This is a genomic window from Pseudomonas entomophila (genome assembly GCF_029478665.1).
In the GTDB taxonomy this organism is placed as follows: Bacteria; Pseudomonadota; Gammaproteobacteria; order Pseudomonadales; family Pseudomonadaceae; genus Aquipseudomonas; species Aquipseudomonas entomophila_F.
In genome coordinates, this window is sequence record NZ_JARPQB010000013.1 from 44,275 (window position 1) to 70,819 (window position 26,545).

Sequence of the window (26,545 nt, forward strand, 5' to 3'; positions counted from 1 at the left end):
TTAAACCGCGGCAGCGCCGCCGACGATTTCCGAGATCTCCTGGGTGATCGCAGCCTGACGCGCCTTGTTGTAGATCAACTGAAGCTCTTTGATCAAATCACCGGCGTTGTCTGTGGCGTTCTTCATGGCGATCATCCGGGCCGCTTGTTCAGCAGCGTTGTTCTCGACCACCGCCTGGTACACCTGCGACTCCACGTAACGCACCATCAAGCCGTCCAGCAGCTCTTTTGCGTCGGGTTCGTACAGGTAGTCCCAGTGGTGCTTGAGTTCCTGATCCGGGGTTGCCACCAACGGTACCAACTGCTCTACCGTCGGTTTTTGGGTCATGGTGTTGATGAACTTGTTCGAAACCACCGAGAGGCGATCGATACGGCCGTCCAGGTAGGCGTCCAGCATCACTTTGACGGAGCCGATCAGATCATTGATCGATGGCTCTTCGCCCAGGTGGCTGATCGCGGCTACGACGTTGCCGCCAAAGATGCGGAAGAAAGTCGCACCCTTGCTGCCGATCACGCACAGGTCGATTTCCACGCCCTGTTCGCGGTTTTCGTTCATGTCCTTGACCAGGGCCTTGAACAGGTTGGTATTCAAGCCACCGCACAGACCACGGTCACTGCTCACCACGATATAACCGGCGCGCTTTACAGGGCGCTCGATCATGAACGGGTGGCGGTATTCCGGGTTGGCGTTGGCCAGATGACCGATCACCTGGCGGATACGCTCCGCGTAAGGACGGCTAGCAGCCATGCGCATTTGTGCCTTGCGCATCTTGCTGACCGCCACTTTCTCCATGGCGCTGGTAATTTTTTGCGTGCTTTTGATGCTCGCAATCTTACTGCGAATCTCTTTTGCGCCTGCCATGTATCACCTATCAGGTTAGCAAGCGGGGGCCGGAGCCCCCGCTGCGGCTTACCAGGTCTGGGTGGCCTTGAACTTCTCGATACCGGCTTTCATGCCAGCGTCGATTTCGTCGTTGAAGTCACCCTTCACGTTGATCTTCGCCATCAGTTCGGCGTGATCACGGTTGAAGTAGGCGATCAGAGCTTGCTCGAAGCTACCGACCTTGGCGACTTCTACGTCGGTCAGGAAACCACGCTCAGCGGCGTACAGCGACAGGGCCATGTCGGCGATCGACATTGGCGCGTACTGCTTCTGCTTCATCAGCTCGGTAACGCGCTGACCATGCTCCAGCTGCTTGCGGGTAGCCTCGTCCAGGTCAGAAGCGAACTGAGCGAATGCCGCCAGTTCACGGTACTGAGCCAGGGCGGTACGGATACCACCGGACAGCTTCTTGATGATCTTGGTCTGGGCGGCACCACCAACACGGGATACCGACACACCGGCGTTAACGGCAGGACGGATGCCTGCGTTGAACATGGCCGATTCCAGGAAGATCTGACCGTCGGTGATCGAGATCACGTTGGTTGGAACGAACGCGGAAACGTCGCCAGCCTGGGTTTCGATGATCGGCAGAGCGGTCAGCGAGCCAGTCTTGCCGGTTACGGCACCGTTGGTGAACTTCTCGACGTACTCTTCGGAAACGCGCGATGCACGCTCCAGCAGACGGGAGTGGAGATAGAACACGTCGCCTGGGTACGCTTCACGTCCTGGTGGACGGCGCAGCAGCAGGGAGATCTGACGGTAGGCAACGGCCTGCTTGGACAGGTCATCGTAAACGATCAGGGCGTCTTCACCGCGGTCACGGAAGAACTCGCCCATGGTGCAGCCGGCGTAAGGCGCCAGGAACTGCAGCGCGGCGGATTCCGAAGCACTGGCAACGACCACGATGGTGTTGGCCAGGGCGCCAGCTTCTTCCAGCTTGCGAACGATGTTGGCAACGGTGGAACGCTTCTGGCCGACTGCAACATAAACACAGAAAATACCGGAGTCTTTCTGGTTGATGATGGCGTCGATGGCCATGGCGGTCTTGCCGATCTGACGGTCACCGATGATCAGCTCGCGCTGGCCACGGCCGACAGGGATCATGGCGTCGACGGACTTGTAGCCAGTCTGTACAGGCTGGTCTACCGACTTACGCCAGATCACGCCTGGAGCTACTTTCTCGACCGCGTCGGTCTGGGTGTTGCCCAGAGGACCTTTGCCGTCGATCGGGTTACCCAGTGCGTCGACGACGCGACCCAGCAGTTCCTTACCAACCGGAACTTCCAGGATGCGGCCGGTGCACTTGGCGCTCATGCCTTCGGCGAGGGTGTCATAGGCACCCAGGATCACTGCACCTACGGAGTCTTGCTCCAGGTTCAGTGCCATACCGAAGACGCTGCCCGGGAACTCGATCATTTCGCCGTACATGACGTCGGCCAGACCGTGGATCCGTACGATACCGTCGGAAACGCTTACGACGGTACCTTCGTTACGGGCTTGGGAGCTGACATCGAGTTTCTCGATGCGGCCCTTGATGATTTCACTAATTTCGGAAGGATTGAGTTGCTGCATTGCTCTGCTGCCCCTTCAAACTCAAGATTTCAATGCTTCGGCCAGTTTCGCGATCTTGCCGCGAACCGAGCCATCGATTACCAGGTCGCCGGCGCGGATGACGACGCCGCCGATCAGGCTGGCATCCTCCGACGCGTGCAGGCGCACTTCCTGGCCTAACCGTGCACTGAGAACCTTGGCGAGTTTGTCTTGCTGTTCTTGGTTCAACGCAAAAGCACTGGTGACTTCCACGTCCACGGACTTCTCTTGCTCGGCCTTGTACAGGTCGAACAGAGTCGAAATCTCCGGCAGAAGCAGGAGACGTTCGTTTTCCGCGGCAACATGAATGAAATTCTGTGCCTGGGCGTCAAACTTGTCACCGCACACTTCAATGAATGCGGCGGCCTTTTCTGCGCTAGTCAGTTGCGGGGCCTTGAGCAGGCGCTGCATGGTGTCGTCTTCCGACACCGCAGCAGCCAGGCCGAGCATGGCTGACCAATTGGCCAGTTGCTGATGGGCCTGGGCGTGCTCGAAGGCCGCCTTAGCGTAAGGTCGGGCCAACGTGGTCAGTTCTGCCATGATCGCCCTCGCTTAAATTTCAGCGGCCAGTTTGTTAACCAGCTCCGCATGCGCGTTTTGATCGATTGTGGCGCCAAGGATCTTTTCAGCACCGCCAACGGCCAGGGCACCCACTTGGGCACGCAGGGCGTCTTTGACGCTGTTCAGTTCCTGTTCGATCTCGGCTTGAGCCTGAGCCTTCACACGGTCAGCTTCGACGCGGGCCTGTTCACGGGCTTCCTCGACAAGCTGAGCAGCGCGTTTCTTGCTTTGCTCAATGATTTCGGCTGCCTGTGCCTTCGCTTCACGCAGTTGCTGACCCGCTTTCTCTTGGGCCAGCTCCAGGTCGCGAGCTGCGCGGTTGGCAGCGTCCAAGCCGTCGGCAATCTTCTTTTGGCGCTCTTGCAGAGCAGTGATGACCGGAGGCCATACGTACTTCATGCAGAAGAGTACAAAAATCAGGAAAGCAACGGATTGGCCAATCAGGGTTGCATTAATGTTCACGCCAACACCTCGCTCGGTCTTTGTTCATCACAGCAATCAACTCGTAAAAAACGAGTGATTAGCCGGCGATCTGACCAACGAAGGGGTTTGCGAAGGTGAAGAACAGAGCGATACCAACACCGATCATGGTCACGGCGTCGAGCAGGCCGGCAACGATGAACATTTTGACCTGCAGCATCGGAACCATTTCTGGTTGACGAGCAGCGCCTTCCAGGAACTTGCCGCCCAGCAGGCCGAAACCAATGGCGGTACCCAGAGCACCCAGGCCGATCAGCAGAGCAACAGCGATAGCGGTCAGACCAACTACAGTTTCCATCTTTCCTCCCGACTTTTACGTCGTATTGGTTAGGTTTTTAGTTTGAAGCGGTAAAACAAATCGTTTGGTACAGCTGCCCTTGCGGACTTTTTAAGCCCTCCCCCCGAACGGGCGGGGAAGGCTATCAGACACGCCAGGCGGTCTTAATGGTTATCTTCGTGCGCCATCGACAGGTAGACGATGGTCAGCATCATGAAGATGAAGGCTTGCAGGGTGATGATCAGGATGTGGAACACCGCCCACGCCCACTGCAGCACCACACCCAGGCCGCTGAGCCAGAGGATGCCGGCGCCGAACATCACGGCGATCAGGATGAACACCAGCTCGCCGGCGTACATGTTGCCGAACAGACGCAGGGCCAGCGAGATCGGCTTGGCGATCAGGGTGACGAATTCGAGCAGGAAGTTCACCGGGATCAGCAGGATCTGAACGAAGATGTTCTTGCTGCCGAACGGGTGGAGCGTGAGCTCGCCGAGGAAGCCGCCCAGGCCCTTGACCTTGATGCTGTAGAAGATGATCAGGGCGAACACGCTGAAGGCCATGGCCAGCGTGGCGTTCGGGTCGGTGGTCGATACAGCGCGGAACGGAATGTGCGGATCACCGGAGATGAGAATCGCCAGCTGAGGGATCCAGTCGACCGGTACCAGGTCGATGGCGTTCATCAGGAAGACCCAGACGAAGATGGTCAGCGCCAGTGGGGCGATCACCGGGCTACGGCCGTGGAACGAGTCCTTGACACTGCCGTTGACGAAGTCCACCAGCACTTCCACGAAGTTCTGCAGACCGCTCGGTTGGCCGGAAGTCGCCTTCTTGGCCGCCATGCGGAAGATGAACAGGAAGATCAGACCCAGCGCAACGGACCAGCCGAGGGTGTCCACGTGGAACGCCCAGAAGCCCATTGCCTTGGCTTCCGCAGCCGAATGGGCGAAGCCCCAGCTGCCGTCTGGTAGTTGACCGTAGGTCAGGTTCTGCAAGTGGTGCTGGATATAGCCCGAAGCGGTTTCTGCTGCCATGGTTGCCTCAAACGCCCTAAGGTCTCGAAAGTCTTTTATTCATCAGCAGGGGCGCGAACCAGCTGACCAAAAGGGTCAGCACGAAGACGCCGAATACTGCCAACGGCGCCAATGGCTTCACTCCTGCGAAGGTCAGTGCAAAAAGCACTGCCGTCAAAATCATCTTGCCTGCCTCGCCCGCGTAGAACGACTTGACGATGGCCTGCGCCGCCCGGGCTCCGCTGAAGCGAAAAGCCTTCCAGGCGAAATACACATTGGGTAGCCAGGCAATCAGCCCTCCGCAGAGGCCTGAATATCCACTGACCACCCCTTTCCACTGCCACAACACCAACGTTGCCAGCAGCAGCACGACAAATTGAGCCAGCAGTACCGGAAAAACCGCCCAGCGATGGAAAGGCAGGCGGTTTGGCGTGCGGATTTCCATCACAACTGCTCCTCGAAAGTCGACCGCCTAGTCAGCAATGACTTGGCATAATTTGTGCCGACAAAATGCGCGCAGAGTATAGGGGTGGATTAACCCCTATTCAACTCTTCGGTAGTGATTTCCGACTGCGCGCTACAACGGGAATTGTTTCAGCGGATGTGAGCAAGCACGCCTTGCAACTCGTCAAGCGAGTTGTAGCGTATAACCAACTGGCCCTTGCCCTTGTTGCCATGGCGTATTTGCACCGCCGAGCCCAGGCGCTCTGCCAGACGCTGTTCGAGGCGAGCGATATCCGGATCAGGTTTGCTCGCTTCGACCGGCTCAGGCTTGCCATTGAGCCACTGGCGCACCAATGCCTCGGTTTGGCGCACGGTGAGGCCACGTGCGACAACATGACGCGCCCCTTCTTCCTGGCGATCTTCCTCGAGGCCGAGCAAGGCGCGGGCGTGGCCCATCTCCAGGTCACCGTGGGCAAGCATGGTCTTGATCGCCTCGGGCAGCGAGATCAGGCGCAGCAGGTTGGCCACGGTCACCCGCGACTTGCCGACGGCGTCGGCCACTTGCTGTTGCGTGAGCTCGAACTCTTGCTGCAGGCGCTGCAGGGCAAGTGCCTCTTCCAGCGGGTTGAGGTCCTCGCGCTGGATGTTCTCGATCAGCGCCATGGCGATGGCGGCTTCGTCGGGCACTTCGCGGACCATGGCCGGAACGGTGTCCAGGCCGGCCTGCTGCGTGGCGCGCCAGCGGCGTTCACCGGCGATGATCTCGTAGCGGTTGTCGCCGATCGGGCGCACCACGATCGGTTGCATGACGCCATGGGTGCGGATCGAGTGCGCCAGTTCTTCCAGCGCCTCGGGATCCATGTCGCGGCGCGGCTGGTACTTGCCGCGCTGGATCAGCTCGACCGGCAGCTGTTGCAGTTCTTTCTGGTCGATCTTGACAGCCTGCGCCTCGAGCGCGCTGACGGAAGGACCACTGAGCAGTGCATCCAACCCACGTCCGAGACCGCGTTTCTTGATGGCCATGCGGATTCCTTAAGTTGTTTGTGCAATGCGTGATGGACGGCGCTGGCGGCGTACCAGTTCCCCGGCCAGCGCCAGGTAGGCGAGCGCGCCACGGGATTGCTTGTCGTAGGCCAGGGCTGGCATGCCAAAGCTCGGCGCCTCGGCCAGGCGGATGTTACGCGGGATCACCGTGTCGTACAGCTGATCGCCGAAGTGTTCCTTGAGCTGGGCCGAGACATCGTTGTTCAGGCTCAGCCGCGGGTCGTACATGGTCCGCAGCAGGCCTTCGATCTTCAGCTCCGGGTTCAACCGGGCGGCGATGCGCTTGATGTTATCCACAAGGTCGCTGAGACCTTCCAGCGCGTAGTACTCGCACTGCATGGGGATGATCACGCCATCGGAGGCGACCAGGGCGTTGAGCGTCAGCATCGACAGCGACGGCGGGCAGTCGATGAGGATGTAGTCGTAGTTCTCGCGGATCGGCGCCAGTGCGTTGCGCAGGCGGCTCTCCTTCATCTGCATTTCCAGCAGGACCACTTCCGCGGCGGTCAGGTCGCGGTTGGCCGGCAACAGCTGGTAGCCGCCGTGCTCGGAATAGTGCATGGCCTGGGCCAGGTCGCATTCCCCGATGAGCAGGTCGTAAACCGAGTGTTCGAGCTCGTGTTTATCCACACCGCTGCCCATGGTGGCGTTGCCCTGTGGATCGAGGTCGATCAGCAGCACGCGACGCTTGGTCGCGGCCAGCGATGCGGCGAGATTGATGCAGGTGGTGGTTTTGCCCACACCACCTTTCTGGTTCGCGATTGCGAATACCTTAGCCATTGTTGCGTGTGTTCCCAGTCATGCCTTGCGGCGCAGTATCAGCAGATGGCGCTGGCCCTGGCAACCTGGAACGGTCAGGGCCTGCTCGCTTTCCACTGTGAAGTCTGCGGGCAATGCTACCAGTTCATCGGCAGGATGCAGCCCCTTCATTGCAAGCCATTGCGTGCGGCTGTCACCCAGGTGGCGGGTCCAGTTGGTGAAATTCTCCATGCTGCTGAAGGCGCGGGAGATGATCCCGCAGAACGGCTGCTCGGGCTGGACCTCTTCCACCCGGCTGTGGATAACCGTGAGGTTGTCCAGTTTCAGTTCCATCTTCACTTGCGTCAGGAAGCGAGTCTTCTTGCCATTGCTGTCGAGCACGGTCACCTGCTTGTGCGGATGCAGGATGGCCAGCGGGATGCCGGGCATGCCGCCGCCGCTGCCCACATCCAGCCAACGCTGGGTGTCATTGTGGATAAACGGCATGACACTCAGGCTGTCGAGCAGGTGGCGCGAGACCATCTCGTCCGGGTCGCGCACCGCGGTCAGGTTGTAGGCCTTGTTCCATTTGATCAGCAGGGCCAGGTAACCCAGCAGCAGTTCGTGCTGCTGCGCGCTCAGCTCGACACCGAGCTGGCGCGCACCTGTGGACAACTCTTCGGCGTGTTGCGGGGTGACCAGGGAACTCAAGCGCTTTGCTCCAATTCGCGGCCTGCGCCGCGTTTTTTCAAGTGAATCAGCAACAGGGAAATCGCCGCCGGGGTGACGCCCGGGATGCGCGAAGCCTGGCCCAGGGTTTGCGGACGGGTCTGCCCGAGCTTGCCCTGGATCTCCTTGGACAGACCGGAAATCGTGGTGTAGTCGATATCCACAGGCAGGCATGTGTCTTCACTGGCGCGCAGACGGGCGATCTCTTCCTGCTGGCGGTCGATGTAGCCGGCGTACTTGGTCTTGATCTCGACCTGCTCGGCGACCTGTGGATCGATGACCTCGCCCCCCGTGGCCTCGATCAGCCCAGCGTAGTCGACTTCCGGACGGGCAAGCAGGTTCAGCAGGCTGTATTCATGTGCCAACGGGGTGCCGAACTTATCCACAACGGCCTGGCCTTGCGGCGTGCCTGGGCGAACCCAGGTGCTCTTCAGCCGTTGCTCTTCACGTTCGATACCCTCGCGCTTGGCGCAGAAAGCCGCCCAGCGCGCATCGTCGATCAGACCCAGCTCGCGACCTTTCTCGGTCAGACGCAGGTCGGCATTGTCCTCGCGCAGGATCAAACGGTATTCGGCGCGCGAAGTGAACATCCGGTAGGGCTCTTGGGTGCCCAGGGTGATCAGGTCGTCGACCAGTACACCGATGTAGGCCTCGTCGCGACGTGGGCACCAGCTTTCGCGGCCCTGCGCACGCAGCGCGGCGTTGGTACCGGCCAGCAGGCCCTGGGCGCCGGCCTCTTCGTAACCGGTGGTGCCGTTGATCTGGCCAGCGAAGAACAGGCCACCGATGACCTTGGTCTCGAGGCTGTACTTCAGGTCTCGGGGGTCGAAGTAGTCGTACTCGATGGCATAGCCCGGGCGCACGATGTGGGCGTTCTCCATGCCGCGGATCGAGCGCACGATCTCCAACTGCACGTCGAACGGCAGCGAAGTCGAGATACCGTTGGGGTACAGCTCATGGGTGGTCAGGCCTTCCGGCTCGATGAACACCTGGTGGCTTTCCTTGTCGGCGAAGCGATGGATCTTGTCCTCGATCGATGGGCAGTAGCGTGGGCCGATGCCTTCGATCACGCCCGAGTACATCGGCGAACGGTCGAGGTTCGAGGCAATGATCTCGTGGGTGCGGGCGTTGGTGTGGGTGATCCAGCAGCTCACCTGGCGAGGGTGCATCTCGGCATTGCCCATGAACGACATCACCGGGATCGGTGTATCGCCTGGCTGCTCGGTCATTACCGAGAAGTCCACCGAACGGCCATCGATACGCGGTGGCGTACCGGTCTTCAGACGGCCGACGCGCAGCGGCAGTTCACGCATGCGTTGAGCCAGGGCGTTGGCGGGTGGATCACCGGCGCGGCCACCGGAGTAGTTCTGCAGGCCGATGTGGATAAGTCCGCCGAGGAAGGTGCCGCTGGTCAGGACCACGGAATCGGCGAAGAAACGCAGGCCCATTTGCGTGACCACGCCTTTGACCTGGTCCTGCTCGACGATCAGGTCATCGCACGACTGCTGGAATATCCACAGGTTCGGCTGGTTTTCCAGGATCTCACGCACGACCGCCTTGTAGATGGCGCGGTCGGCCTGTGCACGGGTGGCGCGCACGGCCGGGCCCTTGCGGTTGTTCAGAACGCGGAACTGGATGCCGCTCTTGTCGGTGGCCAGCGCCATGGCGCCGCCGAGCGCATCGATCTCCTTGACCAGGTGGCTCTTGCCGATGCCACCGATGGCCGGGTTGCAGCTCATGTGACCGAGGGTTTCCACGTTATGGGTCAGCAGCAGGGTCTTCACCCCCATGCGTGCGGACGCAAGCGCAGCCTCGGTACCGGCATGGCCGCCGCCGATGACGATCACTTCAAAACGGGAAGGGAAATCCACCACGCACCTCGTGCCTGTTTTTGCGAATAGAGAAGGTAAGCGGACAAGTATAGGGAATTCACCCCCTTCAAAGGAACCTTCTGAGCAAAATTTGACCAGGCTGTGGATGAGTGGCAGGCAAAAGTAAACAAAGAGGAAAAATTTATAAAAGCTTTGTTTTTATGTTTATGTTTAGGCACCTATTCACATGTGGATAAGTGGCTTTAGCCCAAATTCTACGTGGCTTTGCTGGAATCATAACCCTGTGGCGTAGTAGGGCTGAGGGTTCTGGATAACGGCGTGTAACCTGTGGATTAAAGTGACGCTTACCCACAGGCGCGTTTGTCCTCAGAAAAAAAGGCCACTTATCAACGGAGCTGAAGGCGACTTTTCCACAGAGCTCCTGAGCGGTCGTTCGCATCTGTTGATGAAATCCTGAAACCCTGTAGGAGCGGTTTACCCGCGATCACCGGCACGCCGGTGTCATGCGACGCGCTGACCTGTAAATCAGAGGCAAAAAAAAGCCGCTCCAGAGAGGAGCGGCCTTGGTATCGCTGGGTTGTGGACTATTTACCGATGCAGAAGCTCGAGAAAATCCTACCAAGCAGGTCATCAGAGCTGAACGCCCCGGTGATCTCTCCCAACGCCTGCTGTGCCTGGCGCAGATCCTCTGCCAGCAGCTCTCCGGCACCCGCCAGGGTCAGCTGTGCCCGACCATGCTCCAGGTGCGCACTGGCCTGGCGCAGCGCCTCCAGGTGCCGACGACGGGCGCTGAAGCTGCTTTCCGCCGTCTGTTCATAACCCATGCAAGCCTTGAGGTGATCTCGCAGCAGATCCAGCCCCATGTCGTCTTCGCGGGCACTCAGGGTAATCGTCACGTGCCCATCGTCACTCTGCTCCATGCCCACGCGCTCACCGCTCAAGTCGGCCTTGTTACGGATGAGCGTGACCTTTGCCACATCAGGGCGTTGATCGAGGAACTCCGGCCACAGCGCGAAGGGGTCACTGGCTTCCGGTGCGGTCGAATCGACCACCAGCAGCACACGATCTGCCTCGCCGATGGCCTTGAGCGCCCTTTCCACCCCGATCTTTTCCACATGATCGTCGGTGTCGCGCAAGCCCGCGGTGTCGACCACATGCAGCGGCATGCCATCAATGTGGATATGTTCACGCAGAATATCCCGGGTGGTGCCGGCGATATCGGTGACGATCGCCGCCTCGCGCCCGGCCAGCTGGTTGAGCAGGCTGGATTTGCCGGCATTCGGACGGCCGGCGATGACCACGGTCATGCCGTCGCGCAACAGGGCACCTTGCCCGGCCTCACGCTGCACTGTGGACAACTCGCTGCGCACATCATCGAGCATGCGCAACACATGGCCGTCAGCGAGAAAGTCGATCTCTTCCTCAGGGAAGTCGATCGCCGCCTCGACGTAGATACGCAAGGCAATCAACGCCTCGGTCAGCCCATGCACACGCTTGGAGAACGCCCCCTGCAGCGAACGCAGGGCGTTGCGGGCGGCCTGGGTGGAACTGGCTTCGATCAGGTCGGCGATGGCTTCGGCCTGGGCCAGATCGAGCTTGTCGTTGAGGAACGCACGTTCGCTGAACTCGCCAGGCCGTGCCAGGCGGCAGCCCAACTGCAGGCAACGCTGCAGCAGCATGTCCATCACCACCGGGCCGCCATGGCCCTGCAGTTCCAGCACATCTTCACCGGTGAACGAGTTCGGGCCGGGGAAGAACAAGGCGATGCCTTCGTCCAGGACCAAGCCATCGGCGTCGCGGAACGGGCCATAGTGGGCGTGCCGCGGCGTCAGCGTGCGGCCAGTGATGGACAGCCCGGCCTGGCTGGCCAACGGCCCGGACAAGCGGACGATACCGACACCACCGCGGCCCTGGGCGGTAGCGATGGCGGCAATGGTTTCACGCACAGTGTTCATGCTCGAAAGCCTCTACAACGAATTCGTCAGATAGCAAAAACGCCCCACTAGGGGGCGTTTTTATTCACAGGCAAACCGGGTTGCCCGTCAAGCGGCAGCTTTTTTGGTCGCCGCTTCGATGCTACGGGTGATGTACCACTGCTGTGCGATCGACAGGCAGTTGTTCACAACCCAGTACAGCACCAGGCCAGCCGGGAACCACAGGAAGAAGAAGGTGAAGATGATCGGCATCATTTTCATGACCTTCGCCTGCATCGGATCCGGCGGCGTCGGGTTCAGGCGCTGCTGGATGAACATGGTGGCGCCCATGATGATCGGCAGGATGAAGAACGGATCCTTGATCGACAGGTCGGTGATCCACAGCATCCACGGGGCCTGGCGCATCTCGACGCTTTCCAGCAGTACCCAGTACAGGGCCAGGAACACCGGCATCTGCACCAGGATCGGCAGGCAGCCGCCCAGCGGGTTGATCTTCTCTTTCTTGTACAGCTCCATCATCGCCTGGGACATCTTCTGGCGATCGTCACCGAAGCGTTCCTTGAGCTGGGCAAGCTTCGGCGCCACGGCACGCATGCGCGCCATCGAGCGGTAGCTGGCGGCCGACAGCGGGAAGAACAGGCCCTTGATGAGCATGGTCAGGACGATGATCGACCAGCCCCAGTTGCCCAGCAGGCTGTGGATATGTTGCAGCAGCCAGAAGATCGGTTGGGCGATGAACCACAGGAAGCCGTAGTCGACGGTCAGTTCCAGGCCTGGGGACAACTCCTTGAGCTTGGACTGGATCTTCGGGCCGGCATACAGCATGGCGCTGGTTTCGACCTTGCCGCCGGCAGGGACGTTAAGCGCAGGGCCGGTGTAACCGATGATGTAGTTGCCCTGGCTGTCCTTGCGGGTCTGGACGGCGTTGTTGTCCGACTTGCTCGGGATCCAGGCGGTCACGAAGTAGTGCTGCAGCCAGGCGACCCAGCCACCAGCGACGTTTTCCTGCAGCCCGCCCTTGTCCATGTCCTTCATCGACACTTTCTTGTACGGCTCGGAAGCTGTCCACAGGGCGGCGCCCAGGTAAGTCGCGGTGCCGGTGGCGGTGCTCGACGACGGATCGGAGCTGGCGTCACGCTTGAGCTGGGCAAACATGTTGCCGCTCCAGGCCTGGGCGCTCTGGTTGTCGATCAGGTAGCTGACGGTCAGGTCATACTCGCCGCGCTTCAAGCTGAAGCGCTTGATGTAGTTGACGCCGTTCTCGCTGAACTTCAGGTCGACCACCAGTTGGTCCTGGCCGTCGGCCAGCTGGTAGCTCTTCTGTTCGGTGGCGTACAGCGGTCGGCCGCTGGCACGGTCCGGGCCGTCGGTACCGATCAGGCCGCTCTGTGCCAGGTAGACACGCTCGCCGCCGTTGTCGAACAGCTGGAACGGAATCTCAGGGTGGTCCTGGCGACGCGGGAACTTGGGTAGGGTCAGCTGGACGATATCACCGCCAACCGGGTCGATAGCCAGGTTCAGGACATCGGTCTTGACCTGAATCAGGTCCTTGCTGACCGCAACTGGCGCCGGAGCCAGGCCGGTGGTGCCGTTTTGCGCATTGACGCTCGGCAAATCAGCGTTCGCGCCGTTGTTGCCGGCAGGCACGCTGTCCGGCAAGGACGCGTTGGCAGTGCTGGCAGCAGTATTCTGAGTCGGCAGGGCAGCCTGGCCGTAGTCCTGGTTCCACTTGAGGACCATGACATAGGACACGATTGCCAGGGCGACGATCAGGATCGTGCGTTTAATATCCATGATTACTCGGCTATCGAAGAAGTTCGGGAGGAAGGAGCAGGTGGAACGGGATCGAAACCGCCGTCGTTCCACGGATGACAACGCCCCAGGCGACGAACGGCCAGCCACCCACCACGCAAGAGGCCATGGTTTTCGATGGCTTCATAGGCGTAACAGGAACAGCTGGGATAGAAACGACAGTGACTGGCCATCAGTGGACTGATGGCATAACGGTAGAACTGGATCGGAACGAGGGCCAGTTTACGCATTGTGACTGTCTACCCCTGCGGAATCGGCGACCGCTGGAGAGGGCCGACTGCGGACCAGTCGCTTCCAGAGCTTGCCAAAGTGTTGGTGCAATTCTGGGTTTTCCACTTCGCCCAACCCCTTGCGCGCGACGATCACGATATCCAGCCCTGCCAGCATGTGCTGGTTGAGGCGGAACGAATCACGCATCAGGCGTTTCAGGCGATTGCGTTGAACGGCGAGCTTGACGCTCTTCTTGCCGATCACCAGGCCGAGGCGTGGATGATCGAGGCCGTTCTCGCGGGCAAGGATAAGCAGGTTTTTCCCTGGAACCTTGCCGGTTGGGGAGTCGAAGACCGCTTTGAAGTGCCGGGGTGTAAGCAGTCGCTTGTCCCGACTGAAGTCCTGACTCACCACCTGTGCCGAAAAATCAAATGGCCAGACGCTTACGGCCTTTGGCACGGCGACGCGACAGAACAGCACGGCCGTTCTTGGTAGCCATACGGGCACGGAAACCGTGGGTGCGGGCGCGCTTGATGGTGCTTGGTTGGAAAGTACGTTTCATGGCGTGTTACCTGGGTTGGTCGACAACGGGCCGGAAGGGCCCCCTTTTTAAGAGATCGGCGATTCTAGAGAAAGCAAGCCAATAGGTCAATTTCCAACCAGCCTTTCCTTATGGAAGGTCATTGCGGATCTGTTGCCGGGTTTTGCTTGATGACACGGACAAGAGACACCAACATGAAAAAAAGAAAGAGGCATATAAAAAGCTTTTCTGAAGAACTTATAGAGCTTATGTGGACAACCTTCTGTGGATAACCATCTCAAGGCCACAATTACCGCCGTGTACAGAGATTCACAACCTTGTCGGTAACAGGTGCTCTGCTTGTGCCGGGCATGGGTAAAACCTGTGCAGCAATAGGTCGTTTATCCACAGGCAAATTATCCACAGATCAGAACCCAGGGTTGTGCATAGCCCTCAATGGCGTTTATCCACAGGGCTTATTCACAGTGTAGGGGTGTCATTTCTGTCTTTTTTTGGCGTGTCAGTCCCTGTGTCTGGTGCTGCCACGTGTGGATAACTGGTCGCCCGCCCGGTACAATGGCGGTTTGTTTTTGCCTCATCCGGCTTTCAACTCAGGGGATATCCGTGTCAGTGGAACTTTGGCAGCAGTGCGTGGAGCTTCTGCGCGATGAACTGCCTGCCCAGCAATTCAACACCTGGATCCGTCCGCTACAGGTCGAAGCCGAAGGCGACGAGTTGCGCGTCTATGCGCCCAACCGCTTCGTGCTCGACTGGGTTAATGAAAAGTACCTGGGTCGTCTGCTCGAGCTGCTGGGCGAACACGGCAATGGCCTCGCGCCCGCTCTGTCTCTATTAATAGGCAGCCGCCGCAGCTCGGCACCGCGCGCCGCCCCCAACGCGCCAGTCAGTGCGGCGGTCGCCGCGACCATGGCGCAGCAGACACAACAGGCCGCGCAGGTCGTGGTTCCAAGCGAGCCCATCGTCGTGCCGGTGGCTGAGCCTGTGCTGAGCGAGGTAGAAGAGCCGTCCAGCCGGGACAGCTTCGACAGCATGAGCGATACGGGTTCGACGCCCGCAGCCAGCGGCCGTACCGAACAGCGCACCGTGCAGGTAGAAGGGGCACTCAAGCACACCAGCTACCTGAACCGCACTTTCACCTTCGAAACCTTCGTGGAAGGTAAGTCGAACCAACTGGCGCGCGCCGCCGCCTGGCAGGTCGCCGACAACCCCAAGCACGGCTACAACCCGCTCTTCCTTTATGGCGGTGTCGGCTTGGGTAAGACGCACTTGATGCACGCTGTGGGTAACCACCTGCTCAAGAAGAATCCGAATGCCAAGGTGGTCTACCTGCATTCCGAGCGTTTTGTCGCTGACATGGTCAAGGCGCTGCAACTCAACGCCATCAACGAATTCAAGCGCTTCTACCGCTCGGTCGACGCGCTGCTCATCGATGACATCCAGTTCTTCGCCCGCAAGGAGCGTTCGCAGGAGGAGTTTTTCCACACCTTCAACGCCCTGCTCGAAGGTGGCCAGCAGGTGATTCTCACCAGCGACCGCTACCCGAAGGAAATCGAAGGCCTGGAAGAGCGCCTGAAGTCGCGCTTCGGCTGGGGGCTGACGGTGGCCGTCGAGCCGCCGGAGCTGGAAACCCGCGTGGCGATCTTGATGAAGAAGGCCGACCAGGCCAAGGTCGAATTGCCGCATGATGCCGCGTTCTTCATCGCCCAGCGTATCCGCTCCAACGTGCGTGAACTCGAAGGTGCCCTGAAGCGGGTAATTGCCCACTCGCACTTCATGGGCCGCGATATCACCATCGAGCTGATCCGTGAATCGCTCAAGGATCTGCTGGCGCTGCAGGACAAGCTGGTCAGTGTGGATAACATTCAGCGCACCGTGGCCGAGTACTACAAGATCAAGATCTCCGATCTGCTCTCAAAGCGTCGGTCGCGCTCCGTGGCGCGTCCTCGCCAGGTGGCCATGGCGTTGTCGAAAGAACTGACCAACCACAGTCTGCCGGAGATCGGCGACATGTTCGGCGGCCGCGACCACACCACCGTGCTGCACGCTTGCCGCAAGATCAACGAATTGAAGGAATCCGACGCGGACATCCGCGAGGACTACAAGAACCTGCTGCGCACGCTGACGACCTGATGGCCGTCCGCGCAGCTAATTGAAGGCAAGGGACTAGACCATGCATTTCACCATTCAACGCGAAGCCCTGTTGAAACCCCTGCAACTGGTCGCCGGCGTCGTCGAGCGCCGCCAGACCTTGCCGGTCCTGTCCAACGTCCTGCTGGTCGTGCAAGGCCAGCAGCTGTCGTTGACCGGTACCGACCTGGAAGTCGAACTGGTTGGCCGCGTTCAACTGGAAGAGCCTGCGGAGCCGGGCGAAATCACCGTTCCGGCGCGCAAGCTGATGGACATTTGCAAAAGCCTGCCCAGCGATGCGCTGATCGATATCAAGGTCGATGAGCAGAAGCTGCTGGTCAAGGCCGGTCGCAGCCGTTTCACCCTGTCTACCCTGCCGGCCAATGACTTCCCGACTGTCGAAGAAGGTCCTGGCTCGCTGACCTGCCAGCTGGAGCAGAGCAAGCTGCGCCGCCTGATCGAGCGCACCAGCTTCGCCATGGCCCAGCAAGACGTGCGCTACTACCTCAACGGCATGTTGCTGGAAGTGTCCCCCGGCACCCTGCGTGCCGTGGCCACCGACGGCCACCGCTTGGCGCTGTGTGCCATGCAGGCACCTATCGACCAGGCTGATCGTCACCAGGTCATCGTGCCACGCAAAGGTATCCTCGAACTGGCGCGCCTGCTGACCGATCCGGAAGGCACGGTCAGCATCGTCCTGGGCCAGCACCACATTCGTGCCACTACCGGTGAGTTCACCTTCACCTCCAAGCTGGTCGATGGCAAGTTCCCGGACTACGAGCGCGTACTGCCCAAGGGTGGCGACAAGCTGGTAATCGGCGATCGTCAGGCCCTGCGTGAAGCATTTAGCCGTACCGCGATCCTGTCCAACGAGAAGTACCGCGGTATCCGTCTGCAACTGGCCGCCGGCCAGCTGAAGATCCAGGCCAACAACCCGGAGCAGGAAGAAGCGGAAGAAGAAATCAGCGTCGACTACAACGGCACCTCGCTGGAGATCGGTTTCAACGTCAGCTACCTGCTGGACGTGCTGGGCGTCATGACCACTGAACAGGTTCGCCTGATTCTGTCGGACTCCAACAGTAGCGCCCTGCTGCAGGAAGCTGGCAATGACGACTCGTCCTACGTTGTCATGCCGATGCGTCTGTAACCCATAGCAGGCGACATGTCCCTTCGACGTCTTTCGGTCACCGCGGTGCGCAACCTGCACCCGGTGACCCTCTCACCCTCTCCCCGCATCAATATCCTTTACGGCGCCAATGGTAGCGGCAAGACCAGCGTGCTCGAAGCCGTGCACCTGTTGGGTCTTGCTCGATCGTTTCGCAGCACCCGCTTGAACCCGGTCATCCAGTACGAGCAGCAAACTTGCACGGTGTTCGGCCAGGTCGAGTTGGCTGAGGGTGGTACGAGCAATCTCGGGGTGTCCCGGGAGCGTCAGGGGGAGTTCACTATCCGAATCGACGGCCAGAACGCGCGCAGCGCCGCGCAGCTGGCCGAAATGCTGCCCCTGCAGTTGATCAACCCGGACAGTTTCCGCCTGCTCGAGGGCGCCCCTAAAGTACGCCGGCAGTTCCTCGATTGGGGCGTGTTCCACGTGGAACCACGTTTCATGGCGACCTGGCAGCGCCTGCAGAAGGCCCTGCGGCAGCGGAACTCATGGCTGCGGCATGGTACACTTGATGCCGTTTCGCAAGCCGCCTGGGATCGGGAGTTATGTCTCGCCAGTGCGGAGATAGATGAATACCGTCGCAATTACATCAAGGCCTTGAAGCCTGTCTTCGAGCAAACCCTGAGCGAGCTGGTCGAACTGGACGGGCTGACCCTGAGCTACTACCGAGGTTGGGACAAGGACCGGGAACTCAACGAAGTCCTCGCGACCTCTCTCCTCCGTGACCAGCAAATGGGGCATACCCAGGCCGGGCCTCAGCGTGCTGATCTGCGCCTTCGATTGGGTGCGAACAACGCGGCTGACATTCTCTCGCGGGGTCAGCAGAAGCTGGTGGTTTGCGCCCTGCGGATTGCCCAAGGGCACCTGGTCAGCCAGGTTCGTCGCGGTCAGTGTATTTATCTGGTGGATGACTTGCCGTCCGAGTTGGACGAACAGCATCGCCGTGCCCTGTGCCGCTTGCTTGAAGAATTGAACTGCCAGGTGTTCATCACCTGCGTAGACCACGAATTTCTGAGGGAAGGCTGGCAGACGGAAACGCCAGTCGCTTTGTTCCACGTGGAACAGGGCCGTATCACCCAGACCCACGACCATCGGGAGTGAAGGCATGAGCGAAAATCAAACGTACGACTCCTCCAGCATCAAGGTGCTGAAAGGGCTGGATGCCGTACGCAAGCGTCCCGGCATGTACATTGGCGACACCGATGACGGCAGCGGCCTGCACCACATGGTGTTCGAGGTGGTCGACAACTCGATCGACGAGGCACTGGCCGGGCACTGCGATGACATCACCGTCATCATTCACACCGACGAATCCATCAGCGTCCGTGACAACGGCCGTGGTATTCCGGTCGACGTGCATAAAGAAGAAGGCGTTTCCGCAGCCGAGGTCATCATGACCGTGCTGCACGCCGGCGGTAAGTTCGACGACAACTCCTACAAGGTCTCCGGCGGCCTGCACGGTGTAGGTGTTTCGGTGGTGAACGCCCTGTCCGAGAAGTTGGTACTCACCGTTCGCCGCAGCGGCAAGATCTGGGAACAGACTTACGTTCATGGTGTTCCACAGGCACCGATGGCCGTGGTGGGTGAAAGCGAAACTACCGGCACCCACATTCACTTCAAGCCTTCGGCTGAAACCTTCAAGAACATCCACTTCAGCTGGGACATCCTCGCCAAGCGCATTCGCGAGCTGTCGTTCCTGAACTCCGGCGTCGGCATCCTGCTGAAGGATGAGCGCAGCGGCAAGGAAGAGTTCTTCAAGTACGAAGGTGGCCTGCGTGCTTTCGTTGAATACCTGAACACCAACAAGACCCCGGTCAACTCCCAGGTCTTCCACTTCAACGTTCAGCGTGACGATGGCGTGGGTGTCGAAGTCGCTCTGCAATGGAACGACAGCTTCAACGAAAACCTGCTGTGCTTCACCAACAACATTCCCCAGCGCGACGGTGGTACTCACCTCGTTGGCTTCCGTTCCTCGCTCACCCGTAGCCTGAACAGCTACATCGAGCAGGAAGGCCTGGCGAAGAAGAACAAGGTTGCCACCACCGGTGACGACGCGCGTGAAGGCTTGACCGCGATCATCTCGGTCAAGGTACCGGACCCTAAGTTCAGCTCGCAGACCAAGGACAAACTGGTCTCCTCGGAGGTGAAAACCGCCGTGGAACAGGAGATGAACAAGTACTTCGCCGACTTCCTGTTGGAGAACCCCAACGAAGCCAAGGCCGTGGTCGGCAAGATGATCGATGCCGCCCGTGCCCGTGAAGCGGCGCGCAAAGCGCGTGAGATGACCCGCCGCAAAGGTGCCTTGGACATTGCCGGCCTGCCGGGCAAACTGGCTGACTGCCAAGAGAAGGACCCTGCCCTTTCCGAACTGTACCTGGTGGAGGGTGACTCCGCGGGTGGCTCGGCCAAGCAAGGTCGTAACCGCCGTACCCAGGCGATCCTGCCGCTCAAGGGCAAGATCCTCAACGTCGAGAAGGCACGCTTCGACAAGATGATCTCCTCGCAGGAGGTCGGCACGCTGATCACCGCGCTGGGCTGTGGCATCGGCCGTGAAGAGTACAACATCGACAAGCTGCGTTATCACAACATCATCATCATGACCGATGCTGACGTCGATGGTTCGCACATCCGTACCCTGCTGCTGACCTTCTTCTTCCGTCAGCTGCCGGAGCTGGTCGAGCGTGGCTACATCTATATCGCCCAGCCGCCGCTGTACAAGGTGAAGAAAGGTAAGCAGGAGCAGTACATCAAGGACGATGAGGCCATGGAAGAATACATGACCCAGTCGGCCCTGGAAGATGCCAGCCTGCACCTGGATGAGTCGGCACCAGCCGTTTCGGGCGTGCAGCTCGAGGTATTGGTGAACGAATTCCGTGCCGTGATGAAGACACTGAAGCGTCTGTCGCGCCTGTACCCGGAAGAGCTCACCGAGCACCTCATCTACCTGCCGGAAGTTACCCTGGAACAGCTGGCCAACCATAGCGTCATGCAGGATTGGCTGAGCAAGTTCCATGAGCGCCTGAACAACAGCCAGAAGTCCGGCCTCAGCTATGTGGCCAGCTTGCGCGAAGACAAGGAGCGCAATATCTGGCTGCCTGAAGTGGAGATCACTTCCCATGGGCTGGCCAGCTACGTCACCTTCAACCGTGAGTTCTTTGGCAGCAATGACTACCGCTCGGTGGTCAACCTGGGCGCCAAGCTCGGTACGTTGCTCGGCGAGGGTGCCTACGTTCAGCGTGGCGAGCGCCGCAAGGCGGTCATCGAGTTCAAGGAAGGCTTGGACTGGCTGATGAACGAGAGCACCAAGCGTCACACCATCCAGCGATACAAAGGGCTGGGTGAGATGAACCCGGACCAGCTGTGGGAAACCACCATGGACCCGACCGTGCGCCGCATGCTCAAGGTGACCATCGAGGATGCGATCGCCGCCGACCAGCTGTTCAACACCCTGATGGGTGATGCAGTCGAGCCGCGTCGCGACTTCATCGAAAGCAACGCGCTGTCGGTGTCCAACCTGGACTTCTGATTAGCGGGCAGTACCAAAAAGCCAATCCCCAGGGATTGGCTTTTTTTTGCCTACGAAAATGTTCCACGTGGAACTATGAAATGCCCAGTGCCTTCAGCCGACGGTACAACGTGCGTTCGCTCATCCCCAGATGATCGGCCAACTCGCTGCGGGAGCCATTGAAGGTTTCCAATGCATGGGCCAGGTCGGCCATCTCATTCCTGCCCCACCCTCGTGAACCTGCCGGCTTTTCGGCCGGGTACATATCCTCCGGAAGATGCTCAGGACGGATCAGACCGTCATCCGTGAACAGCCGAGCGCGTTCCAGAATATTCCTGAGTTCACGGATGTTGCCTGGGAAGGTGTGCAGGTTCAGCCGCTCGAGCACCTCAGCCGTAACTTTTGGCGACTGCTTGCCGGCCATTCGTTGTAGCAGACTTTCACAGAGCAATGGCAAGTCTTCGACCCGTTCGCGCAGTGATGGCAAGCGGATCGGGAATCCACTGATGCGGTAATAGAGGTCTTCGCGGAACGTCCCTTCAGTGGCCATCTCTTTCAGTGGTTTGTGCGTGGCCGAGACCAGGCGAAAATCTGAATGGACCGTGCGCGTGCTGCCGACCGGGCGGAAGCTGCCGGACTCGATCAGGCGCAGCAGTTTCACCTGCATGGCCAGCGGTACCTCACCGATCTCATCGAGGAACAGAGTGCCACCGTGAGCGGCTTCGGCCAGGCCGATCTTGCGTTGAGTCGCGCCGGTGAAGGCGCCCTTCTCATAGCCGAACAGTTCACTCTCGAACAACGACTCGGTCAGCCCGGTACAGTCCACCACCACCAGGGGACCATTGGCGCGTGGGCTACCCAGGTGCAAGGCACGGGCAAACAGTTCCTTGCCGGTGCCGGACTCTCCCTGAAGCAATACCGGGATCTGTGCCGGCGCCGCGCGCTGCAAACTGGCCACGGCGGCCTTGAAGGCGGGTGCTCGGCCAACCAGCCCCTGCTGTTGAGGTTGAGCCGACGCCAGGGTGACGCTGGTCAGGCGCTCGACGAAGGCCACTACTCTACCCTCGTCATCGAGGATCGGGCGCAGTTCCACATCCACATGTTCAGGCCCGCGTGGGGTGTGATGGATGTGGAGAACGCGCTCGGGTACCTTGCTGTCCAGTGACTTGCGCAGCGGACAATGCTCCCCGGCCTGGTCGCAAGGGACGGCATAGTGGTGCGAGACACGATGACACTTTTCACCGATGGGCGCGTGCTCCTCGGTGCCAAACTGGCGACGGTACGCCGCGTTGGCTGCCAGGATGTTGTAGTCGGTATCCAGCACGATGCTGGGCAGCACATCGTGTTCGAGGTAGGACACCAGCGCGAAGATCGCAGGATGGGAAGCGGCTAGCATGACAGCACCAGATGAAGGACCTGGCGAGGGTAGCAAGGACTGCCAAACACTGCCATCGGCTGACAGTCGACTGCCAGGAACTGTCACCTTTGGCTGTCAGGCCGGGGGCCGCTGCGCAGCCCATCGCAGCACAAGGCCGCTCCTACAGGGGGAGGCGGTCGTCGAAAAGGTATGGCATGCATCTTGATAAAGCACCCTTCACTGCCTATGCCTTCAAGGAGGCGAGGTGGATTACTGGAGAGTGTAATGATCATCGGCAACAACCTTCACGTTGAAGCGTTCTTCGACAAAGCGACCTGGACCATCAGCTACCTGCTCATGGATGGCGAGACCCGCCAATGCGCGCTGATCGACAGCGTGCTGGACTACGATCCAAAGTCCGGACGTACCTGCACCCATTCGGCGGACCAGATGATTGCCCGCGTCGAGGCGCTGGGTGCCAAGGTGCAATGGCTGCTCGATACCCATGTGCACGCCGACCATCTGTCCGCGGCGGCATACCTCAAGCAGAAACTTGGCGGCAGCATCGCCATCGGTGCGCAGATCACCCAGGTGCAGAAAGTCTTCGGGACCTTGTTCAATGCCGAGCCTGGCTTTGCCCGGGACGGCAGCCAGTTTGACGTCCTGTTCGAGGATGAAGAGGGTTTTCGCATCGGCAACCTGCATGCGCGCGCACTGCACACCCCCGGCCATACACCGGCTTGCATGAGCTACATGGTCGAGGACGCAGGCGAGATCGCTGTGTTTGTAGGCGACACCTTGTTCACGCCCGACTATGGCACCGCCCGTTGCGACTTCCCAGGCGCCAGCGCGAGAACCCTGTACCAGTCGATCCGTCGCCTGCTCGCCTTCCCCGACCAGACTCGCCTGTTCATGTGCCACGACTACCTGCCCGGTGGCCGCGAGCTGCGCTATGTCACCACCGTGGCCGAGCAACGCGCCGACAACATTCATATCCATGAAGGTGTCAGTGAAGAGAGCTTCGTCGAGATGCGCGAAGCCCGTGACAAGACCCTCGACATGCCAGTGCTGATCCTGCCCTCGGTGCAGATCAACATGCGCAGCGGGCAATTCCCCGAACCCGAAGCGAACGGCGTGAGCTACCTGAAAATCCCGCTGAACAAGCTGTAAACCACGCCGCACCTATAACGAAGATCCAAAGGAACACCGCCATGCCTGCCTTGCTGTCCCCTGCCGATACCTCCCGTGCCGACCACCATAAGGTGGTGATCGTCGGCGCCGGTGCCGCCGGCATTGCCACCGCCTCCAGCCTGATCGCCCGTGATCCGTCGTTGGATATCGCCTTGATCGACCCTGCCGAAGTGCACTACTACCAGCCGGGCTGGACCATGGTCGGCGCGGGTGTGTTCAAGGCACCGAGCACCGCCCATACCATGGCCGCGACCCTGCCCCGTGGCGTGCGTTGGGTCAAGGCACGGGTCGAAGGTTTCGACCCCCAGGGGCAACTGGTGATGCTCGATGATGGCCGTGCTGTCAGCTATGAACAGCTGGTGGTCTGCCCAGGGCTGAAGCTTGATTGGAATGCCATCGAAGGCTTGGGCGAAACGCTGGGGCGCAATGGCGTCACCTCCAATTATCGGTATGACCTGGCTCCCTACACCTGGCAACTTGTGCAGAACCTGAAGCAGGGGCGCGCCCTCTTCACCCAACCACCGATGCCGATCAAGTGCGCGGGAGCACCGCAGAAAGCGTTGTACCTGTCCTGTGACCACTGGTTGCGCAATGGCCACCTTGGCAATGTCAGGGCCAGTTTTTTCAACGCCGGTGCCGTGCTGTTCGGGGTAGCGGATTATGTCCCGGCCCTGATGAGCTACATCGAAAAGTACGCGGTCGACCTCAACTACCAGCATCGCCTGGTGGCGGTGGACGGCCCGAACAAGCGCGCCACCTTCATGCGTACACTTCCCGATGGCAGCATCGAGACCCGCGTCGAAGCATTCGACATGCTGCATGTGGTACCGCCGCAGGTGGCCCCGGACTTCATCCGCCAGAGCCCGCTGGCCGACGCCGCCGGCTGGGTGGACGTCGATCCGCACACCCTGCGCCACCGCCAGTTCGGCAATGTCCATGCCCTGGGTGACGTAGCCAACACCACCAACGCCAAGACCGCCGCTGCCGCGCGCAAGCAGGCGCCGGTGGTGGCCAACAATGTGCTGGTGGCGCTCGGCCGCTTGTCGACCCTGGCGCAGTACGACGGCTACGGCTCGTGCCCGCTGACGGTGGAGCGCGGCAAGATTGTCCTCGCCGAGTTCACCTACGGTGGCAAGGTGGCGCCGAGCTTCCCGCGCTGGCTGCTCGATGGACGCAAGCCAACCCGCCTCGCCTGGTTGCTCAAGGCCCGGATCCTGCCACCGCTGTACTGGAAAGCGATGCTCAAAGGGCGTGAATGGCTGGCGCGGCCGCAACCCTTGGTGGCCGAGGCGCAGCAGTGATCGAGCATCAACTGTTGGGGGCCGGACTGGGCGCGATCATTGGTGCGGTGCTGGCGTTGACGGGGGCTGGCGGTGGCATCCTCGCGGTGCCGTTGCTGGTCTTCGGGCTTGGGCTGAGCATGGTCGAGGCGGCGCCGATCGGTTTGCTGGCGGTCGGGTTGGCGGCGGCGGTCGGTGGTGTGTTGGGTTTGCGCCAGGGGTTGGTGCGCTACCGTGCGGCCTTGTTCATCGCCGTGATCGGTATCACCTGCGCACCGTTCGGCCTGATGCTCGCGCACCGTTTACCCAACGCACCGCTGGCGCTGGTGTTCGCCGGGGTGCTGGTCTATGCCTGCCTGCGCATCTGGCGCAAAGCGGTCCGCGAGTTGCGCGGTGAATCGCCCTGCGGTGATCGGCAGATCATGCCCTGCGTGCTCAACCCGCTGCAGGGGCGCCTGCGCTGGACCCTGCCCTGCGCCCGCGCTTTGGCGTTCACCGGTATGTTGTCGGGGCTGCTGTCCGGCCTGTTGGGGGTCGGTGGCGGCTTCGTGATCATCCCGGCGTTGAACCGCTACACCAACCTGAACATGAAGAGCATCGTCGCCACCTCCCTGGCGGTGATCGCCCTGGTGTCCACCGGCAGTGTGGTCAGCGCCAGCGTTGCGGGCGTAATGCATTGGCGGGTGGGGGCACCGTTTGCCGTGGGGGCGGTACTGGGCTTGCTGCTGGCGAGGCCATTGGCGAGCAAGCTGGCCGGCCCGCGCCTACAACAGCTGTTCGCCGTGGTGGGGTGTGGCGCCGCGGTGCTGCTGGCCGGCAAGGCGCTACTCGGCTAGCAATTCGTCCTGCTCGGCGGCGCACAGCGCCAGCAGGTAGTCCCACACCACCCGCAGGCGTACCGACTTGTGCAGTTCACGACGGGTGCAGATCCAGTAGCTGCGCTGGATGGTTTCGCTGGGCAGCACGCGCACCAGCTTCGGGTCGTGGCGGGCCATGTAGTTTGGCAGTACGGCGATGCCCAACCCGGCCTGGGCGGCGTGCTGCTGGGCGATCACGCTGGTGCTGCGAAACACCACGTTGGGGGCCCGGCAGAAGCTGTTGAGGAACAGCAGCTCCTGGCTGAACAGCAGGTCGTCGACGTAACCGATCCAGCTGTGCCGGGCCAGGTCCTCGCGGCTGTGCAGCGGTGGAGCGCGGTCCAGGTAATCCTGGCTGGCATAGAGTGCCAGGCGGTAGTCGGTGAGCTTGCGGGTGATCAGCAGGTCGGCGTTGGGGCGTTCCAGGTGGATGCTGATCTCGGCTTCGCGGTTGAGGATGCTGACGAAGCGCGGCACGGCCACCAATTCCACTTCGAGCCCCGGGTAACGCTGGAACAAGGCTTTCATGCGCGGGGTGAAGAACATGATGCCGATGCCTTCGGTCACCCCCAGGCGAATCTTGCCCAGTGGCGTGATGGCCTGGGTGATCTCTTCTTGCGCCAGCAAGGCGACGTTCTCCATCGCTTCGGCGTGCTTGAGCAGGGCCTGGCCGGAGGGGGTGAGTTCGTAGCCCTGGGCATGCTGGACGAACAGCGCGGTGCCCAGGTGCTTCTCGATGCTTTCGATATGCCGGGCCACGGTGCTGTGGGTGGTGTTGAGGCGCTTGGCGGCGCTGAGCAGGCGACCGCTGCGCTGCAACTCGAGGAAAAACCGCAGATCGTTCCAGTCGAACATGCTGATCCCTTGGCTGTTCATTGGTGCCGATTCACTGTAGGAGCGGCTTTAGCCGCGATCATCCGCGAAGCGGATGCCAACACCGCGGTGCCTGTATCGCGGCTAAAGCCGCTCCTACAGG

At 60.5% G+C, this 26,545-nt stretch carries 25 protein-coding genes; 7 read left to right on the plus strand and 18 right to left on the minus strand.

Going from position 1 to position 26,545, the window contains the following annotated elements; translation table 11 throughout:
* From atpG to rpmH, 16 genes are all read right to left on the minus strand, one after another.
* Entirely contained in the window at positions 1-861 is an 861-nt protein-coding gene (atpG, locus tag P5705_RS08855; RefSeq protein ID WP_028690020.1) for a F0F1 ATP synthase subunit gamma, read from the minus strand.
* Positions 862-909: 48 nt separating this feature from the next.
* On the minus strand, positions 910-2,454 hold the full coding sequence (atpA, locus tag P5705_RS08860) for a F0F1 ATP synthase subunit alpha (RefSeq protein WP_277460465.1): 1,545 nt from the start codon (positions 2,452-2,454) through the stop codon (positions 910-912).
* Positions 2,455-2,475: 21 nt separating this feature from the next.
* Positions 2,476-3,012: a F0F1 ATP synthase subunit delta gene (locus tag P5705_RS08865; RefSeq protein WP_277460466.1), complete on the minus strand. Its 537-nt coding sequence runs from the start codon at positions 3,010-3,012 to the stop codon at positions 2,476-2,478.
* Between the two features lie 12 nt (positions 3,013-3,024).
* Complete coding sequence (locus tag P5705_RS08870; RefSeq protein WP_023383136.1) at positions 3,025-3,495, minus strand: F0F1 ATP synthase subunit B; 471 nt, start codon at positions 3,493-3,495, stop codon at positions 3,025-3,027.
* Positions 3,496-3,553: 58 nt separating this feature from the next.
* Positions 3,554-3,811, minus strand: coding sequence for a F0F1 ATP synthase subunit C (gene atpE, locus P5705_RS08875; RefSeq protein ID WP_003097235.1), 258 nt, complete (start codon positions 3,809-3,811; stop codon positions 3,554-3,556).
* A 143-nt stretch (positions 3,812-3,954) separates the two neighbouring features.
* The gene (gene atpB, locus P5705_RS08880) at positions 3,955-4,824 is read right to left on the minus strand and encodes a F0F1 ATP synthase subunit A (RefSeq protein WP_277460467.1); all 870 of its coding nucleotides are present in this window, start codon (positions 4,822-4,824) and stop codon (positions 3,955-3,957) included.
* Positions 4,825-4,840: 16 nt separating this feature from the next.
* Positions 4,841-5,248 (minus strand): F0F1 ATP synthase subunit I, encoded by a 408-nt coding sequence (locus tag P5705_RS08885; RefSeq protein ID WP_011536507.1) that lies wholly within the window; start codon positions 5,246-5,248, stop codon positions 4,841-4,843.
* 149 nt (positions 5,249-5,397) lie between these two features.
* Complete coding sequence (locus P5705_RS08890; protein WP_011536508.1) at positions 5,398-6,270, minus strand: ParB/RepB/Spo0J family partition protein; 873 nt, start codon at positions 6,268-6,270, stop codon at positions 5,398-5,400.
* Positions 6,271-6,279: 9 nt separating this feature from the next.
* Positions 6,280-7,071, minus strand: coding sequence for a ParA family protein (locus tag P5705_RS08895; protein WP_011536509.1), 792 nt, complete (start codon positions 7,069-7,071; stop codon positions 6,280-6,282).
* 18 nt (positions 7,072-7,089) lie between these two features.
* Positions 7,090-7,740 carry a 16S rRNA (guanine(527)-N(7))-methyltransferase RsmG gene (gene rsmG, locus P5705_RS08900; protein ID WP_011536510.1) on the minus strand — a complete coding sequence of 217 codons (651 nt, stop codon included), beginning with the start codon at positions 7,738-7,740 and terminating at the stop codon, positions 7,090-7,092.
* A complete protein-coding gene (gene mnmG, locus P5705_RS08905; protein WP_277460468.1) occupies positions 7,737-9,629 on the minus strand; it encodes a tRNA uridine-5-carboxymethylaminomethyl(34) synthesis enzyme MnmG in 1,893 nt (630 codons plus the stop codon). The genes rsmG and mnmG overlap by 4 nt, the downstream gene beginning before the upstream one ends.
* A 545-nt stretch (positions 9,630-10,174) precedes the next feature.
* Positions 10,175-11,545 (minus strand): tRNA uridine-5-carboxymethylaminomethyl(34) synthesis GTPase MnmE, encoded by a 1,371-nt coding sequence (gene mnmE / locus P5705_RS08910; protein WP_277460469.1) that lies wholly within the window; start codon positions 11,543-11,545, stop codon positions 10,175-10,177.
* An 87-nt stretch (positions 11,546-11,632) separates the two neighbouring features.
* A complete protein-coding gene (yidC, locus tag P5705_RS08915) occupies positions 11,633-13,318 on the minus strand; it encodes a membrane protein insertase YidC (RefSeq protein WP_011536513.1) in 1,686 nt (561 codons plus the stop codon).
* Positions 13,319-13,320: 2 nt separating this feature from the next.
* Positions 13,321-13,566, minus strand: a complete 246-nt coding sequence (yidD, locus tag P5705_RS08920) for a membrane protein insertion efficiency factor YidD (protein ID WP_011536514.1) — start codon at positions 13,564-13,566, stop codon at positions 13,321-13,323.
* Positions 13,559-13,960, minus strand: a complete 402-nt coding sequence (gene rnpA, locus P5705_RS08925; protein ID WP_213661258.1) for a ribonuclease P protein component — start codon at positions 13,958-13,960, stop codon at positions 13,559-13,561. The genes yidD and rnpA overlap by 8 nt, the downstream gene beginning before the upstream one ends.
* Positions 13,961-13,973: 13 nt before the next feature.
* Positions 13,974-14,108, minus strand: a complete 135-nt coding sequence (gene rpmH / locus P5705_RS08930; RefSeq protein ID WP_003253163.1) for a 50S ribosomal protein L34 — start codon at positions 14,106-14,108, stop codon at positions 13,974-13,976.
* Positions 14,109-14,690: 582 nt separating this feature from the next.
* On the opposite strand from rpmH, the gene dnaA reads away from it, so the two are divergent.
* From dnaA to gyrB, 4 genes are read left to right on the plus strand one after another with little or no spacing between them, the layout of a single operon-like run.
* The gene (gene dnaA / locus P5705_RS08935; RefSeq protein WP_277460471.1) at positions 14,691-16,217 is read left to right on the plus strand and encodes a chromosomal replication initiator protein DnaA; all 1,527 of its coding nucleotides are present in this window, start codon (positions 14,691-14,693) and stop codon (positions 16,215-16,217) included.
* 40 nt (positions 16,218-16,257) lie between these two features.
* Positions 16,258-17,361, plus strand: a complete 1,104-nt coding sequence (gene dnaN, locus P5705_RS08940; protein ID WP_277460472.1) for a DNA polymerase III subunit beta — start codon at positions 16,258-16,260, stop codon at positions 17,359-17,361.
* A gap of 15 nt (positions 17,362-17,376) precedes the next feature.
* A complete protein-coding gene (recF, locus tag P5705_RS08945) occupies positions 17,377-18,480 on the plus strand; it encodes a DNA replication/repair protein RecF (RefSeq protein ID WP_240064176.1) in 1,104 nt (367 codons plus the stop codon).
* Between the two features lie 4 nt (positions 18,481-18,484).
* Positions 18,485-20,905, plus strand: coding sequence for a DNA topoisomerase (ATP-hydrolyzing) subunit B (gene gyrB, locus P5705_RS08950; protein WP_277460473.1), 2,421 nt, complete (start codon positions 18,485-18,487; stop codon positions 20,903-20,905).
* A gap of 73 nt (positions 20,906-20,978) precedes the next feature.
* Here the strand turns inward: gyrB and P5705_RS08955 are convergent, their stop codons facing one another.
* Positions 20,979-22,280, minus strand: a complete 1,302-nt coding sequence (locus P5705_RS08955) for a sigma-54 interaction domain-containing protein (protein WP_277460474.1) — start codon at positions 22,278-22,280, stop codon at positions 20,979-20,981.
* A gap of 246 nt (positions 22,281-22,526) precedes the next feature.
* Between P5705_RS08955 and P5705_RS08960 the strand changes: the two genes are divergently transcribed.
* From P5705_RS08960 to P5705_RS08970, 3 genes are read left to right on the plus strand one after another with little or no spacing between them, the layout of a single operon-like run.
* Entirely contained in the window at positions 22,527-23,411 is an 885-nt protein-coding gene (locus P5705_RS08960) for an MBL fold metallo-hydrolase (RefSeq protein WP_277460476.1), read from the plus strand.
* A gap of 41 nt (positions 23,412-23,452) precedes the next feature.
* Positions 23,453-24,733: an NAD(P)/FAD-dependent oxidoreductase gene (locus P5705_RS08965; RefSeq protein ID WP_277460477.1), complete on the plus strand. Its 1,281-nt coding sequence runs from the start codon at positions 23,453-23,455 to the stop codon at positions 24,731-24,733.
* Positions 24,730-25,548: a sulfite exporter TauE/SafE family protein gene (locus P5705_RS08970; protein ID WP_277460478.1), complete on the plus strand. Its 819-nt coding sequence runs from the start codon at positions 24,730-24,732 to the stop codon at positions 25,546-25,548. Before P5705_RS08965 ends, P5705_RS08970 begins: the two co-directional genes overlap by 4 nt.
* Here the strand turns inward: P5705_RS08970 and P5705_RS08975 are convergent.
* A complete protein-coding gene (locus P5705_RS08975) occupies positions 25,537-26,424 on the minus strand; it encodes a LysR family transcriptional regulator (RefSeq protein WP_213658983.1) in 888 nt (295 codons plus the stop codon). The two genes, P5705_RS08970 and P5705_RS08975, sit on opposite strands and share 12 nt — an antisense overlap.
* Positions 26,425-26,545 lie beyond the last annotated feature (121 nt).

Excerpts from the sequence above, each read along its gene's own strand:
- atpG (WP_028690020.1), bottom strand. The coding sequence starts at position 861 with ATGGCAGGCGCAAAAGAGATTCGCAGTAAGATTGCGAGCATCAAAAGC.
- atpA (WP_277460465.1), bottom strand. The coding sequence starts at position 2,454 with ATGCAGCAACTCAATCCTTCCGAAATTAGTGAAATCATCAAGGGCCGC.
- P5705_RS08865 (WP_277460466.1), bottom strand. The coding sequence starts at position 3,012 with ATGGCAGAACTGACCACGTTGGCCCGACCTTACGCTAAGGCGGCCTTC.
- atpE (WP_003097235.1), bottom strand. The coding sequence starts at position 3,811 with ATGGAAACTGTAGTTGGTCTGACCGCTATCGCTGTTGCTCTGCTGATC.
- atpB (WP_277460467.1), bottom strand. The coding sequence starts at position 4,824 with ATGGCAGCAGAAACCGCTTCGGGCTATATCCAGCACCACTTGCAGAAC.
- P5705_RS08885 (WP_011536507.1), bottom strand. The coding sequence starts at position 5,248 with ATGGAAATCCGCACGCCAAACCGCCTGCCTTTCCATCGCTGGGCGGTT.
- P5705_RS08890 (WP_011536508.1), bottom strand. The coding sequence starts at position 6,270 with ATGGCCATCAAGAAACGCGGTCTCGGACGTGGGTTGGATGCACTGCTC.
- P5705_RS08895 (WP_011536509.1), bottom strand. The coding sequence starts at position 7,071 with ATGGCTAAGGTATTCGCAATCGCGAACCAGAAAGGTGGTGTGGGCAAA.
- mnmE (WP_277460469.1), bottom strand. The coding sequence starts at position 11,545 with ATGAACACTGTGCGTGAAACCATTGCCGCCATCGCTACCGCCCAGGGC.
- yidC (WP_011536513.1), bottom strand. The coding sequence starts at position 13,318 with ATGGATATTAAACGCACGATCCTGATCGTCGCCCTGGCAATCGTGTCC.
- yidD (WP_011536514.1), bottom strand. The coding sequence starts at position 13,566 with ATGCGTAAACTGGCCCTCGTTCCGATCCAGTTCTACCGTTATGCCATC.
- rpmH (WP_003253163.1), bottom strand. The coding sequence starts at position 14,108 with ATGAAACGTACTTTCCAACCAAGCACCATCAAGCGCGCCCGCACCCAC.
- dnaN (WP_277460472.1), top strand. The coding sequence starts at position 16,258 with ATGCATTTCACCATTCAACGCGAAGCCCTGTTGAAACCCCTGCAACTG.
- recF (WP_240064176.1), top strand. The coding sequence starts at position 17,377 with ATGTCCCTTCGACGTCTTTCGGTCACCGCGGTGCGCAACCTGCACCCG.
- gyrB (WP_277460473.1), top strand. The coding sequence starts at position 18,485 with ATGAGCGAAAATCAAACGTACGACTCCTCCAGCATCAAGGTGCTGAAA.
- P5705_RS08955 (WP_277460474.1), bottom strand. The coding sequence starts at position 22,280 with ATGCTAGCCGCTTCCCATCCTGCGATCTTCGCGCTGGTGTCCTACCTC.
- P5705_RS08960 (WP_277460476.1), top strand. The coding sequence starts at position 22,527 with ATGATCATCGGCAACAACCTTCACGTTGAAGCGTTCTTCGACAAAGCG.
- P5705_RS08965 (WP_277460477.1), top strand. The coding sequence starts at position 23,453 with ATGCCTGCCTTGCTGTCCCCTGCCGATACCTCCCGTGCCGACCACCAT.
- P5705_RS08975 (WP_213658983.1), bottom strand. The coding sequence starts at position 26,424 with ATGTTCGACTGGAACGATCTGCGGTTTTTCCTCGAGTTGCAGCGCAGC.